Annotated in this window: 10 protein-coding genes; 8 read left to right on the top strand and 2 right to left on the bottom strand. The window is 62.3% G+C overall.

Going from position 1 to position 13,955, the window contains the following annotated elements; translation table 11 throughout:
- Window positions 1–199 precede the first annotated feature (199 nt).
- The 4 genes from ABE528_RS22940 to ABE528_RS22925 are packed head-to-tail and all read left to right on the top strand — an operon-like array spanning window position 200 to window position 6,514.
- A complete protein-coding gene (locus tag ABE528_RS22940; protein WP_346654140.1) occupies window positions 200–1,363 on the top strand; it encodes an efflux RND transporter periplasmic adaptor subunit in 1,164 nt (387 codons plus the stop codon).
- Window positions 1,360–4,452, top strand: coding sequence for a multidrug efflux RND transporter permease subunit (locus ABE528_RS22935; protein WP_346654139.1), 3,093 nt, complete (start codon window positions 1,360–1,362; stop codon window positions 4,450–4,452). Before ABE528_RS22940 ends, ABE528_RS22935 begins: the two co-directional genes overlap by 4 nt.
- A gap of 9 nt (window positions 4,453–4,461) precedes the next feature.
- Window positions 4,462–5,136: a heavy metal response regulator transcription factor gene (locus ABE528_RS22930; protein WP_027918369.1), complete on the top strand. Its 675-nt coding sequence runs from the start codon at window positions 4,462–4,464 to the stop codon at window positions 5,134–5,136.
- Window positions 5,111–6,514 (top strand): heavy metal sensor histidine kinase, encoded by a 1,404-nt coding sequence (locus tag ABE528_RS22925; RefSeq protein ID WP_346654138.1) that lies wholly within the window; start codon window positions 5,111–5,113, stop codon window positions 6,512–6,514. The genes ABE528_RS22930 and ABE528_RS22925 overlap by 26 nt, the downstream gene beginning before the upstream one ends.
- Window positions 6,515–6,519: 5 nt before the next feature.
- Here ABE528_RS22925 and ABE528_RS22920 read toward each other — a convergent pair whose 3' ends face one another.
- A complete protein-coding gene (locus ABE528_RS22920) occupies window positions 6,520–9,201 on the bottom strand; it encodes an RHS repeat-associated core domain-containing protein (protein ID WP_346654137.1) in 2,682 nt (893 codons plus the stop codon).
- Window positions 9,202–9,587: 386 nt separating this feature from the next.
- Here ABE528_RS22920 and ABE528_RS22915 point away from each other — a divergent pair, with 386 nt between their 5' ends.
- From ABE528_RS22915 to ABE528_RS22905, 3 genes are all read left to right on the top strand, one after another.
- On the top strand, window positions 9,588–9,809 hold the full coding sequence (locus ABE528_RS22915) for a hypothetical protein (RefSeq protein ID WP_346654136.1): 222 nt from the start codon (window positions 9,588–9,590) through the stop codon (window positions 9,807–9,809).
- 204 nt (window positions 9,810–10,013) lie between these two features.
- Entirely contained in the window at window positions 10,014–11,345 is a 1,332-nt protein-coding gene (locus tag ABE528_RS22910; protein ID WP_346654135.1) for an OprD family porin, read from the top strand.
- A 155-nt stretch (window positions 11,346–11,500) separates the two neighbouring features.
- The gene (locus tag ABE528_RS22905) at window positions 11,501–12,997 is read left to right on the top strand and encodes a GGDEF domain-containing protein (protein WP_152956595.1); all 1,497 of its coding nucleotides are present in this window, start codon (window positions 11,501–11,503) and stop codon (window positions 12,995–12,997) included.
- On the opposite strand, the gene ABE528_RS22900 is transcribed toward ABE528_RS22905, so the two are convergent.
- Window positions 12,994–13,470 (bottom strand): PA2169 family four-helix-bundle protein, encoded by a 477-nt coding sequence (locus tag ABE528_RS22900; RefSeq protein WP_152956594.1) that lies wholly within the window; start codon window positions 13,468–13,470, stop codon window positions 12,994–12,996. The genes ABE528_RS22905 and ABE528_RS22900 overlap by 4 nt on opposite strands.
- 201 nt (window positions 13,471–13,671) lie before the next feature.
- On the opposite strand from ABE528_RS22900, the gene ABE528_RS22895 reads away from it, so the two are divergent.
- Complete coding sequence (locus ABE528_RS22895; RefSeq protein ID WP_346654141.1) at window positions 13,672–13,893, top strand: DUF3820 family protein; 222 nt, start codon at window positions 13,672–13,674, stop codon at window positions 13,891–13,893.
- The last annotated feature ends 62 nt before the right edge of the window (window positions 13,894–13,955 follow it).

Genomic DNA, 13,955 nt, shown 5'->3' with positions numbered 1-13,955 from the left:
ACCTTGAAATCGTGGGGTCGCTTTGCGGCCCATCGCCGGCAAGCGCGGCTCCCACAAGTACAGCGCAGGACTGGAAGCTGGTCCCACCCCCAACCTGTCACCGCTGTCAGCCAGCTGTCACGCTGCCGACCCGGTCACAGCGCTATAAACTCCAATACACACCTCCGTTCCCCACCCCTTGGCCAAGGTGCCCGCGCCGATGCGACGTCCTTCCCGTTCTGTTCTTTTCAGCGCATTGGCACTGCTCGCCCTGGCGACCGCAGGCGTCTGGTATGCCCAGCGCCAGCCGGCCACCACACCGCGCGCCCAAACGGCGGTCCCGGTGCGCGTGGTCGCCGTCGCCCAACAAGACGTCCCCCGCTACGCCAGCGCCATCGGCTCGGTGCTGTCCCTGCACAGCGTCGAAGTGCGGCCACAGGTCGAAGGCGTGCTGACCCAAGTGCTGGTCAAGGAGGGCCAATGGGTGAAAGAAGGCGACCTGCTCGCCACCCTCGATGACCGGGCGATCCGCGCCAGCCTCGACCAGGCCCGCGCCCAGCTCGGCCAGAGCCAGGCGCAGATCCAGGTGGCTGGCGTCGACCTCAAGCGCTACCGCCTGCTCAGCACCGACGATGGCGTGTCCAAACAGACCCTCGACCAGCAACAGGCACTGGTCAACCAGCTGCAGGCCACCGTCAAGGGCAACCAGGCGGCCATCGCCAATGCCGAGGTGCAGCTGTCGTACACGCAGATCCGCTCGCCCGTGACCGGTCGCGTCGGCATCCGCAATGTCGACCCCGGCAACCTGGTACGGACCACCGATACCCAAGGCCTGTTCAGCGTCACCCAGATCGACCCGATCGCCGTCGAGTTCGCCTTGCCGCAACAGATGCTGCCAACCCTGCAGGCCCTGCTCAAGGCGCCCACTCCGGCGCTGGTGCAGGCCTACATGGATGCCGACGGCGAACGCAACCTGCTCGGCGAAGGCCACCTGGCACTGATCGACAACCAGATCTCGGCCAACACCGGCACGGTGCGGGTCAAAGCCGAATTCGACAACAAGGACGGCCACCTGTGGCCGGGGCAACTGGTCACCATCCGCTTGCGCACCGCAGTCGAGGAGAACGCCCTGGTGGTGCCGCCGCCGGTGGTGCAGCGCGGCGTCGACGGGCACTTTGTCTACCGCCTGGACGGTGACAAGGTCACCGCCGTGCCGGTCAAGGTGCTGTATCAGGACAGCGGCCTGAACATCATCGCCGGGGTCAAGCCTGGCGAGCGCCTGGTGCTCGACGGCCAGTCACGGCTCAAGCCCGGTTCGCGGGTCGAGGTCACCCCGGACGCCCCGCCGCCGGCGCAAATGGCTGAGCGCAGGAGCCAGCCATGAATACCCGCAACGGTGTCTCGGCCTGGTGCATCGACCACCCGATCGCCACCCTGCTGCTGACCTTCGCCCTGGTGCTGCTGGGCGCCATCGCCTTCCCGCGGCTGCCGGTGGCACCGCTGCCCGAAGCGGATTTCCCGACCATCCAGGTCACCACCCAACTGCCCGGTGCCAGCCCGGAAACCATGGCATCGTCGGTGGCCACGCCGCTGGAAGTGCAGTTCAGTGCCATCCCCGGCATGACCCAGATGACCAGCAGCAGCGCGCTAGGTTCGACCACGCTGATTCTGCAGTTCACCCTCGACAAGAACATCGACACCGCCGCCCAGGAAGTCCAGGCGGCGATCAACACCGCCACTGCGCGCCTGCCCCAGGACCTGCCCAACCCGCCGACCTGGCGCAAGGTCAACCCGGCCGACAGCCCGGTACTGGTGCTCACCGTCAGCTCCGCGCAAATGCCCGGCAATGACCTCAGCGACTACGCCGAAACCCTGCTGGCACGCCAACTCAGCCAGATCGAAGGGGTCGGCCTGATCAACATCACCGGCCAGCTACGCCCGGCCATCCGTGTGCAGGCCCAGCCAGAAAAACTCGCCGCCATCGGCCTGACCCTGGCCGATGTGCGCCTGGCCATCCAGCAGACCAGCCTGAACCTGGCCAAGGGCGCGTTGTACGGCGAACACAGCGTCTCGACCATCGCCGCCAACGACCAGCTGTTCCACCCCGAGGACTACGCCCAACTGATCGTCTCGTACCGTAACGGCGCGCCAGTGCACCTCAAGGACGTGGCCAAGGTCATCAACGGCGCCGAGAATGCCTACGTCAAAGCCTGGTCCGGCGACCAGCCGGGGCTCAACCTGGTGGTGTTCCGCCAGCCCGGGGCGAATATCGTCGACACCGTCGACCGGGTGCTGGCGGCCCTGCCCAAACTGCAGGAAATGCTCCCGGCGTCGATCGAAGTGTCGGTACTGCAGGACCGTACCCAGACCATCCGCGCCTCCTTGCACGAGGTGGAGCTGACCCTGATGATCGCCGTGGCCCTGGTGATCGGGGTGATGGCGCTGTTCCTGCGCCAGTGGTCGGCAACGATGGTGGTGTCGAGCGTGCTCGGCGTGTCGCTGATCGCCAGTTGCGCACTGATGTATGTGCTGGGCTTCAGCCTCAACAACCTCACGCTGGTGGCCATCGTCATCTCGGTGGGCTTCGTGGTGGACGACGCCATCGTCGTGGTGGAGAACATCCACCGCCACCTTGAGGCTGGCGACGACAGCCGCACGGCAGCGCTCAAGGGCGCAGGCGAGATCGGCTTCACCGTGGTGTCGATCAGCTTCTCGCTGATTGCCGCGTTCATCCCGCTGCTGTTCATGGGCGGTGTGGTCGGCCGGCTGTTCAAGGAGTTCGCCCTGACCGCCACCTCGACCATTCTGATTTCGGTAGTGGTGTCGCTGACCCTGGCGCCAACCCTGTGCGCACTGTTCATGCGCCGCCCACCCGGCGAGCAGCACGGTGGCTTCGGCGAGCGTCTGGTGAAGTGGTACGAAAAGGGCCTGAACCGTGCCCTCGCCCACCAGCGCCTGACCCTTGGCGTGTTCGGCGTGACCTTGGCCCTGGCGGTAATCGGTTACGTTGGCATCCCCAAGGGCTTCTTCCCGCTGCAGGACACCGGTTTCATCCTCGGCACCACCGAGGCGGCGGCGGACGTGTCGTACCCGTCGATGGTCGAGAAGCACCTGGCGCTGGCGAAGATCATCGGCGACGACCCGGCGGTGCAGGCCTACTCGCATTCGGTGGGGGTCACCGGCAGCAACCAGACCATCGCCAACGGCCGTTTCTGGATCGCCCTCAAGCCGCGGGGTGATCGCGACGTGTCGGCCAGCGAGCTGATCGACCGGCTGCGGCCGAAACTGGCCCAGGTGCCGGGCATCGTCCTGTACATGCGGGCCGGCCAAGACATCAACCTCAGCTCCGGCCCGTCGCGCACCCAGTACCAGTACGTGCTCAAGAGCAACGACGGCGTGGCCCTGAACCTGTGGACCCAGCGCCTGACCGACCGGCTGCGGGAAGACCCGGTGTTCCGCGACCTGTCCAACGACTTGCAACTGGGCGCCAGCGTCACCCGCATCGACATCGACCGCCAGGCCGCAGCGCGCTTCGGCCTGACCACCACCGATGTCGACCAGGCGCTGTACGATGCCTTTGGCCAGCGGCAGATCAGCGAATTCCAGACCGAGACCAACCAGTACAAGGTGATACTTGAACTGGATGCGAAGCAGCGCGGCAAGGCCGAGAGCCTGAACTTCTTCTACCTGCGCTCGCCGCTGACCAACGAGATGGTGCCGCTGTCGGCCCTGGCGCATGTCGCGCCACCCAGCACCGGCCCGCTGTCGATCAGCCACGACGGGCTGTTCCCGGCGGCCAACCTGTCGTTCAACCTGGCCCCCGGCGTGGCCCTGGGCGATGCGGTGAAAATCCTTGAACGCACCCAGCGCGAACTGGGCATGCCCGACTCGATCAGTGGCAACTTCCAAGGTGCGGCCCAGGCTTTCCAGAGCTCGCTGTCGAGCCAGCCCTGGCTGATCCTCGCCGCGCTGGTGGCGGTGTACATCATTCTCGGCGTGCTTTATGAGAGCTTCGTCCACCCGCTGACCATCATTTCCACCCTGCCGTCGGCCGGCCTGGGTGCGTTGATCTTGCTCTGGGCGATGGGCCAGGACTTCAGCATCATGGGCCTGATCGGCGTGGTGCTGCTGATCGGTATCGTCAAGAAAAACGGTATCCTGCTCATCGACTTCGCCCTGGAAGCCCAGCGCAACCACGGCATGACACCCGAGCAGGCGATTCACCAGGCGTGCCTGACGCGCTTCCGGCCGATCATCATGACCACCCTCGCCGCCCTGCTCGGCGCGGTGCCGCTGATGTTCGGCTTCGGCGCCGGTGCCGAGCTGCGCCAGCCACTGGGCATCGCGGTGGTCGGCGGGCTGCTGGTGAGCCAGGCGCTGACGCTGTTCACCACCCCGGTCATATACTTGGCCCTGGAGCGCCTGTTCCACCGCCGCCAGGCTGCCCGTGCGGCGGCGCAAAGTGCCAGCTAGGACAAGACCATGCGTGTGCTGATCATCGAAGACGAAGAAAAAACCGCCGACTACCTGCACCGGGGCCTGACCGAGCAGGGCTTTACCGTCGACCTTGCACGGGATGGTATCGACGGCTTGCACCTGGCCCTGGAAGGCGACTACGCGGTGATCGTGCTCGATGTGATGCTGCCGGGCCTGGACGGCTACGGCGTACTGCGCGCACTGCGGGCGCGCAAGCAGACGCCGGTGATCATGCTCACCGCCCGTGAACGCGTCGAAGACCGCATCCACGGCCTGCGCGAAGGCGCCGACGATTACCTGGGCAAGCCGTTCTCGTTCCTTGAGCTGGTCGCCCGGTTGCAGGCCCTGACCCGCCGCAGCAGCAGCCACGAGCCGTTGCAGATCCAGGTCGGCGACCTGTGGATCGACCTGATGGCGCGCAAGGCCAGCCGCGCCGGCCAGCGCCTGGAACTGACCGCCAAGGAATTCTCGCTGCTCAGCGTGCTGGCCCGGCGCCAGGGCGAAATCCTCTCCAAGACCGCCATCGCCGAGCTGGTCTGGGACATCAACTTCGACAGCGACGCCAATGTCGTCGAAGTGGCTATCAAGCGCCTGCGCGCCAAGCTCGACGGGCCGTTCGACAACAAGCTGCTGCACACCATCCGAGGCATGGGCTATGTCCTGGAAAACCGCGCCGCTTAACTCCATCGCCCTGCGCCTGTCGGCGCTGTTCATCCTGGTGGCGCTGGGGGTGTTCCTGCTGATCGGCTCGGCGCTGTACCGCCAGGTCGACCGCAGCCTCGACCTGTTGCCAGCGGCGGAACTGGATGCGCGCTTCAGCGTGCTCGAATCCACCCTCAACCGCTTCGGCACACCCGAGCACTGGGCCAAGATCAACAACAAGCTCAACCTGCTCAGCGAGGAAGACAAGCGCATCCGCTTCTGGGTGGTCAGCAGCAACCCGGCCTACGAGTACGGCCAGCCCAGCGAGCTGGTCCGCGCCTTCGCCGAGGGCCCGCAAGGCATGCGCGACCTGCACCTGCCCGACCACCTCTACCCGTACAAGGTGCTGGTCAGCGAACTGCCGGCCCTGGGCGAGCGCCCGCCGCTGCGTTTTCTGATCGGCATCGACACCGAAACCTTCTGGCAGGCCCAGCACAGCCTGTTGGTGGCCATCGTCGGCTTGGCGGTGCTGGGTGTACTGCTCGCGTCGGTGCTGGGTTACTGGGTGGCGCGCATTGGCCTACGGCCGCTACGGGCGCTGTCCAATGAAGCCCAGGCATTGGCGCCGCCACGTCTGGACGGCCGCTTGCAGACGCAGGACCTGGCACCGGAACTGGCGCAGTTCGCCGGTGCCTTCAATGCCGCGCTAGACCGGGTCAGCCAGGCCTATTCGCGGCTCGAAGCCTTCAACGCCGACGTTGCCCACGAACTGCGCTCGCCACTGACCAACCTGATCGGCCAGACCCAGGTCGCCCTCACCCGCGGGCGCAGCGCCGAGCATTACTTCGAGGTGCTGCAATCGAACCTGGAAGAGCTGGAGCGCCTGCGCAGCATCATCAACGACATGCTGTTCCTCGCCAGCGCCGACCAAGGCAGCAAGGCCACCGCCCTGACCCAGGCCTCGCTGGCCGAGGAAGTGGCCACCACCCTCGATTACCTCGACTACATCCTCGAAGACGCCCAGGTCAGCGTCACCGTCAGCGGCGACGCCCAGGCGCCCATCGAAAAGGCCCAGCTGCGCCGGGCGTTGATCAACCTGTTGAACAATGCCGTGCAGCACACGGCGCCGCACCAGGCCATTCATGTTCATATCGAGGCAGGCCCTGAACAGGTCAGCATCGCCGTGAGCAACCCCGGGCCGGCCATCGATGATGCGCACCTGCCTCTGCTGTTCGAGCGGTTTTATCGGGTGGATGCGGCGCGCAGCAACAGTGGCGGCGGCAACCATGGATTGGGGTTGGCGATCGTCAAAGCGATTGCGTTGATGCATGGTGGGGATGTTTTTGTGCGTAGCGTAGCGGGCTCTAACACCTTTGGCATGCGCCTGCCTGCCAGGCATACCACATGCGCAATTTGATCGTTCTACATTGCGACGGCTCTCAGTCGTTGCGCTCTTAACTGGCGCAACCGGTCACCCAGGAAGTAACGGATTGAATGGTATTTTTTTGAAAGCCAATTCCTATTGCTCTGGCGATGGGATCGCTCCATTTCCCTCTCCAAATCCGCTCTGAAGTCGTCATTCGCCTGCGGCTTGATGTGAATGGCTATGACATTAATGTCGCTCAAACTTTCCTTGTCCCTCACTCCTGAATGCACCTCAACGCCAGTGACTTCCATGCCAAGTGCATCCACTAACCTTTGAGTATGTCGGCCGTTCCCAGGGCTTTCCAAAAAACGTTCGGTAATTATGCGCTTGCGTTGCTCAGGCGATAAATGTCTTTCCTCTGGAGTAAGGGTCACAGCTGAAATCGCATCTCCATTGACCACATGCCAGCGCAACAAAGTCTTTGGCAACTGCCCGTAGAAACCATGAGAACTTGATATTCTCCTGTATTGCTCAAGGACAACTGTTGAGGCGTACGTGCGTTTATCCTGGTTTCTGAAGTTCTCTTTAAGCACCCAGACATGAGGCCTGAACTCATTTTTAAACCGATACCTGCCGGGCCCGCTCTTGTACTGGGAAAGCACTCTGTACTTTTCAGTGTACTCAATATGTTCAAGTTCAGAATCCATGACATCGTCGTTAGCGGTTCTCTCATTCAGGCGCGCAATCACATCAGGAGTAGACGGATACCCAGGCAGTTTCTGGTCAACAAGCTCATTGGGATCGACTGAGTCCTGCCCATCGGCATCAAGGAAACACACGGGTGAGTTCTTTGCCATTCGAAACAAGTTTATTCCATCCCGCGTGCCTCCAGGATCAGCACTCAACCAACGTCCGATTTCCGGTTGGTAATAGCGCCAACCGTAAAAATACAACCCCGTCGCATCCCGTTCCTTGCCCGCATGGCGCAGCGCTCGTTGCGTCATGCTGTCGACTTCAGTCGCCGGTTCATCCGCGCCAACAGTCCCGCCATAAGGCGCATATTCCTCACGAGCGATGACCTTGCCAACGGCATCCGTCTCACCGCCCGAACTGTTCAGGTGATCGTTGAAAGCAAAGCGCAATTGCGTTTCATCCTTGAGTTCGTTCACCACCAATCGAGCGGTACCCACGGTTGTGATGACCACATGGCGCTGAGGCTCGAACCCGTCTGCCAACATTCGCTGGCGTACTTCGAAGGCGTGGGTATAGGTGGTTAAGGTGGTCTGCCTGCCGTTACCGACTTTTACCGAGTGAACCTTGCGAGTCCGGCTACCACCCTCCGCGTAGTGATAGCGTTCACCGTCATCGTCTTCATACTTGCGCCTGACCAGGCTGACAGCCTTGAGCTGGTTGTCGGCATGCCAGTGCAGAGTCCTGCCATCGGCCAGCTGTTTCTGCAGGCCTCCTGGCAGGAAGCCCTCCTCAGGCGCCAAGCCTTGTCCTTTAATGACTGCACGATTGCTGCTGCGGGCCACATCCAGTTCGACGGTGCGCTGACCCTCACCTGAGTTATGTCGAATCCGCCAGAGATTGTTCCCGTCATCATAGGAATACGCTTCCGTGTAGGGAGCCCAAACTTGGCCGGCGCTCGGGTCGGCATGGGCGCCTGATGAAGGATGATGGCGCGCCGCAGCTACCCGCTCACGACCCGATGCGAAAACCAGGCGGTTCAGCGTGTCATAGGCGTATCGCCGAAGCCCCGTGGCCTCCAGATTGTTATGCCACTCAGGATCCGCACCTTGATCATCCAGGCTCAGGATATTGCCGGCCGGATCATGCTCGTAATGCAAGTCGCTGATCACCAGGCTGCCCAGAGGATGGCCTGCAGGGCGAGCAGTCAGGTGTCGCGTGAGACGGGGGATGCGAGCGTCATATTCGTAGCGGTCCACGACGCCGTTACCCGCTATCTGCTCCAGCAATCTGGAATCCGCGGCATAGCGAGCGTCGCACAAGGTGACGGCTTCCTCGACCTTGCCCCCCGTCATGTATCTGACCCGTGTCTGCTCGCGTGCGCCGTGGACTCCATAAACCTCAAGGGTAGTGACACCGGCGGCATGAGTGCTGCTCAGCAGGGCGCCGGTGGCATCGAGCTGATTCAAGACCTCCAGAGGGGCCTCGACGTCTGCTTCTGTAATACGAGACCAATCCGGTTGCTCAATCTCAACCTTCAAAAGGCATTGCTCGGCCCCCAAAGGTTGGCCCGTCAATGACAGGCTGAAAGATCGGTCGATGCCTGCGTTGTTGCAGGATTCCCGTAAACGTCCAGAGAGATTGCGGGCCTTCCAGTACGTTTCTCCCGCAGGTGCATAGCTATAGCGTTCACGTAAACGACCTGCCGGGGCACCGGCAGCCATTTCCGTGAACGACAGTGGCCGCCCACCGAGCGGGGCTGCTTCGTAGCTCATAGCACTCACCGTCTGCTGGGCATTGAGCGACCACAGCGGGCGCCCGGCACTGTCCAGTAAACGCAGGGAGATATCACCGTCTGCGGTATGCAATGACAAGGGTCGGCCTCCAAGGGCAGTGACCGTCACCGCATCCGCGTTTGCGGTGGCCTCGTTGAGCAAGGCTCGCGCACCGAATATCCGTGCTGCCCGGGTTGAAGGATCCTTGACCGTACGTTCAACCAGCAGGCGCGGCGCAGCGCCGGGGGGATGCGCCGCACGATAAAACGTCAAGGTACGAAAAGGACCGGTGACTGTCGGTGTACCTGCATGCAGCGCAGCTGCCTGTGTCCGTACTTGCCTGGTCGAACGCGCTGCCATCTGGTGCCTGCCTCGCGGTTCGAGATAAATGTCGAAAGCGATGCGCCAAGCATCTGACCTGACAGGCCGCCTGTCACCTGGCAAAAATGATAGGTTCGCGACTCAAAGCCGTTCCGACAATTGGCCACGTAAGCCCTCTAGCCCGGGTCTTGCAGGCTAAAGTCCCAATTGCTTTTCCAGCGATCATTACCTTTTGTGCAACAGTGCTTATCGCCAAAGACGCTGTTTCCAGGGCATTAAACGGACTAACTTTAACTCCGTCCTCATAGCACTTGCCCCGCAAGAAGGTAGTTTTAAACATGTCCAACAGTATGGGTATTGCCAGCGTTTTCGTTCTGTCGTCCCTGTTGTTGTCGCCCCTGGCCATGGCCGAAGAATCCCCGGCTTTCGTAGCGCGTACTGCAGAACTTGCCGCTGTCCATCAAGACTCCCGCGAAGCCCTGGCACACCAGGCTGACGCCGGCAAAGACGCAGAACAGACAGCTTCGAAAGTTTCCAGCGACGCCAATGCCGATAGTTGATCGTGCGTCGCACCCGCTCCCGTTTTCCCTCGGCTACGCCATGGGCACCGTGGGTGCCGATATGTTAGCCTTTTAAAGCCGCTGCCGATCAGCGGCTTTTTTTATGTGCTCTAACTATCAGCCCCCCCGTAACGTACACCTATAAAAAGACGCATATTCAAAAATAAAAACTGCCCCACCGCCCGACCAAAGGAGCTAGTACCGGTGCCTTCCGCGTTTCGTTTTACCCCGCTGTTCATTGCGTTGACTGCAACGATCCCCTTCGCCGCCCAGGCAGATGAAGACAAGGCTGATGGCTTCATCGAAGGCTCGTCCTTCAACCTGCATTTGCGAAATGCCTACTTCAACCGCGACAACCACAACGCCGGCGTGCGCGACACCCGCGAGTGGGGCCAGGGCGCGGTCGCCCGTTTCGAATCGGGCTACACCCCGGGCGTGGTCGGCTTCGGCCTCGACGCCCATGCCATGCTGGGCCTGAAGCTCGACGGCGGTGGCGGCCATGCCGGCACCAGCATCCTGCCCGAACACATCAAGGACAATGGCGAGCTGGGCGCAGCCCCGCACGCGTTCTCCACCGCCGGTGCAGCGGTCAAGCTCAAGGCCTTCGACACCGAGTTGAAAGCCGGTGACCTGTTCATCACCAACCCGGTGATCGCCGGCGGTGAAAGCCGCATGCTGCCGCAGACCTTCCGCGGCGTGAGCCTGACCAACCACAGCGTCGACGGCCTGCTGCTCGAAGGCGGCCAGGTCAGCTTCACCCACCCGTACAACCAGAGCGGCCACCGTCGTATCGACACCTACTACGGCGACATGGACGGCCAGACCAGCAAGCACCTGAACTGGGCCGGCGCGTCGTGGAGCGGCACCGAGAACATCACCAGCAACCTGTACGCGGCCGAGCTGAAGGACGTCTGGAACCAGTACTACGCTGACTTCGACTACACCTACGTGGTCAACGACCTGGTCAGCCTCAACCCGGGCGTGCACTTCTATCACACCCAGGACACCGGCCAGGCGCTGCTGGGCAAGATCGACAACAACACCTACAGCGTGCACTTCACGGTCAACGCCGGTTACCACAGCGTCACCGCCGCCTACCAGCGGGTCAACGGCAACACGCCGTTCGACTACATCAACCTGGGCGACAGCGTGTACCTGGACAACTCGCGCATGTACTCGGACTTCAACGCCCCGAACGAGCGTTCGTGGAAGCTGCAGTACGACTACAACTTCGCCGGGATCGGTATCCCGGGCCTGAGCACCTCGCTGTCGTACTCGCGCGGTGAGGCGGACCTGACCAAGGCCACCCAGGACACCAGCCACTACGACTACTACCGCGCCGATGGCAAGAACGCCATGCACTGGGAGCGGGACCTGGACGTGAAGTATGTGTTCCAGGAAGGCGACCTGAAGGATCTGGCGGTGCAACTGCGCTATGCCACCCACCGTGGCAGCCAGGGCTATGCGTCGATCGACGACAACAGCGACAACGATGAACTGCGGGTGATCGTCGATTACCCACTGAACATCTTCTGACCTGAGACCGCTGGCGAGAGCTTCGCCCTCGTTTTGCCGGCGATGGGCTGCAAAGCAGCCCCTTGCTGATTTCCGTCGGACAAAACTTGTCCGACAATCCGCGCTTCCCTAGAATATCGCCCGCCGCAAATGGCCCTGCCTCAGCAGTAGCGCGCATGCCCACTCGATCACCGCGTTTCGCACTCTACAGGTCGCACCCCGAGCTGATCCTCAACCTGGGCAGTTGCCTTGCCGTGCTCGCCATCGTAACGATCGTCAGTTACCTGTTGGCCCGCGAACGCGACAGCGTCGAGCAGTCGGCCATTCGCTCGTCGAACAACATCGTTCAGTTGATCGAAAGCGACATCCTGCGCAATGTCGAACTCTACGACCAGTCGTTGAAGGGCCTGATCTGGGCAGTCAACCGCAAGGAGTTGCCAGAGATCGCCGGCCCCTTGCGCCAGCGCCTGCTGTTCAATGAAGCCTTCGTCGACCGCAAGCGCGGTGATGTGCTGTGGCTGGACAAGCAAGGCGACGTGGTCGGTGACTCCAACAACGCCGTGCCGCGCAAGGCCAACTTTGCCGACACCCGGGTGTTCCAGGCGCACCTGCAGGATCCGAACCTTGGCCTGCTGGTGGGGCCACCCTTCAAGGATCACTTGGGCGCCATGGGCTGGTGCATCAGCTTCAGCCGCCGTATCAACGGGCCACAGGGCGAATTTGCCGGCCTTGCAGCTGGCGCCCTGCGCCTGTCCTATTTCAGCGAGCTGTTCCGCCGCCTGGATATCGGCGACGAGAGCAGCATCAACCTGTTCAATGCCGACGGGCTGCTGCTCGCCCGCGAGCCTTCGCGCCCACATGACCCTGAGATTGGCGCGAACTACAGAGAACGGCCCAATTTCAAGCGCATACTCAGCGAGCACAGTGGCAGCTTCACCGCCCGTTCCGGTAGCACCCATTCCCTGCGCATGTACACCTTCGCCAGGGTCGCCGACCTGCCGCTGATCGTGCTGGTGGTGCACTCCGCGGACGAGGTGTTCCAGTCATGGCGACGTACGGCAATTCTGGTAAGCGTCGCCACAGGCGGGTTGTGTATCGGCATTCTCTGGCTGACTTTACTGCTGGGGCGCGAATTGCGCCGTCGCCACGAGGCCGAACAAGGCCTGGCGACGCTTGCCGCCACGGACAGCCTGACCGGCCTGGCCAATCGTCGCCGGCTGGATCAAGTGCTGCGACAGGAATGGTCACGCGCCCAGCGCAACCGCAAACCGTTGGCAGTGCTGATGGTGGATATCGATCATTTCAAGGCCTTCAACCAGCGCCACGGCCACGCCGGTGGCGACCACGCGTTGCGCGAGGTGGCCAACACACTGCAACTGTGCATACGCCGCCCTGCGGACCTGGCGGCACGTTACGGCGGTGAGGAGTTCCAGGTGATCTTGCCGGAAACCGGGCTGAGCGGCGCACTGCTGCTGGCCGAAACTATCCGGGCGCGTGTCGAGGGGCTGGCGCCCTTCGGCGAAGATGCGCGCTCGGTTACCGTCAGCATTGGTGTCAGCGTCTTCACCCCGGGCACCCAGCAGGACCTGGCACAGGTGCTGGGTGCCGCGGATGAAGCGCTCTACCGGGCCAAGGCCAATGGCCGTAACCGGGTAGAGGGGCCACTCGATTAGGAGCGGGCGCGGGCAGCGTTACGCAGCGCCTTCACCTGATCATGATTGCGCTGTACACCCTGCAGTTGTTTTTCCACCAGCGCATAGCTCTGATCACTGGCGGCGCGGCCCAGCTTGACCAGTTTCTCGCGTGCTTCCTTGTAGGCCTTGAGGGCATGGTCTTCGCCGCGCTCGACCTCATTGAGCACTGCTTCCTCATCCTTGCCGGTGACCAGCGACTTGAGATTGACCCAGCCACGGTGCAGGTCGCCGCTGATGCTGGTGGAGGTTTCCGGGTCGCCGCCCAGGCGGCGCACCTCGCTCTGCAGCTCGGCTGCGGCACTGGCGCATTCACCGGCACGCTGAACAAAGAACGCCTTGAGCTCGGGGTTCTTCACATCATCGGCCGAGGCCTTGAAGCCCTTTTCGCCATCCTTGCTGTACTCGACCAGGTCGTTGAGCACGTCGATCACGTCTTTGTTGGGGTTGCTCATGGCACAAACTCCTTGGCAGGTGATAGTCACCTTTACAGGAGCAGCCTTCATGCCAAGCTGAGCCTTAAAAATAAAACTATATAAATCAGATAGTTAGCAATTTATCAAGGGAAGGGTGAAACGGCGTTATGCATGATTGCCGCTTGGGTGCTCGTGCAGATTGCAGTATCGTCGGCGCTCATTCACTGCCAGGCTTCGTCGATGAAACCGGAAATGCTCGAACTGCTGGTTACCCGCACCATGCCCTTTGGCAAATACCAAGGGCGGATCATTGCCGATCTGCCGGGGGACTACCTGGCCTGGTTCGCACGCAAGGGGTTTCCGGCGGGGGAGCTGGGTGGGTTGCTGGCGTTGATGCATGAGATCGACCATAACGGCCTGGGGGATCTGCTGGTGCCGTTGCGGCAGAAGCATCGGCGTTAACCTGCACCGGCCTCTTCGCGGCTAAAGCCGCTCCCACAGGGATTGTGCTGAACCCGAAATCA

The organism is Pseudomonas sp. TWI628 (assembly GCF_039673865.1).
GTDB lineage: Bacteria > Pseudomonadota > Gammaproteobacteria > Pseudomonadales > Pseudomonadaceae > Aquipseudomonas.
The sequence above is the reverse complement of the archived record's forward strand: the minus strand, read 5'-3'. Positions and strand labels throughout refer to the sequence as shown.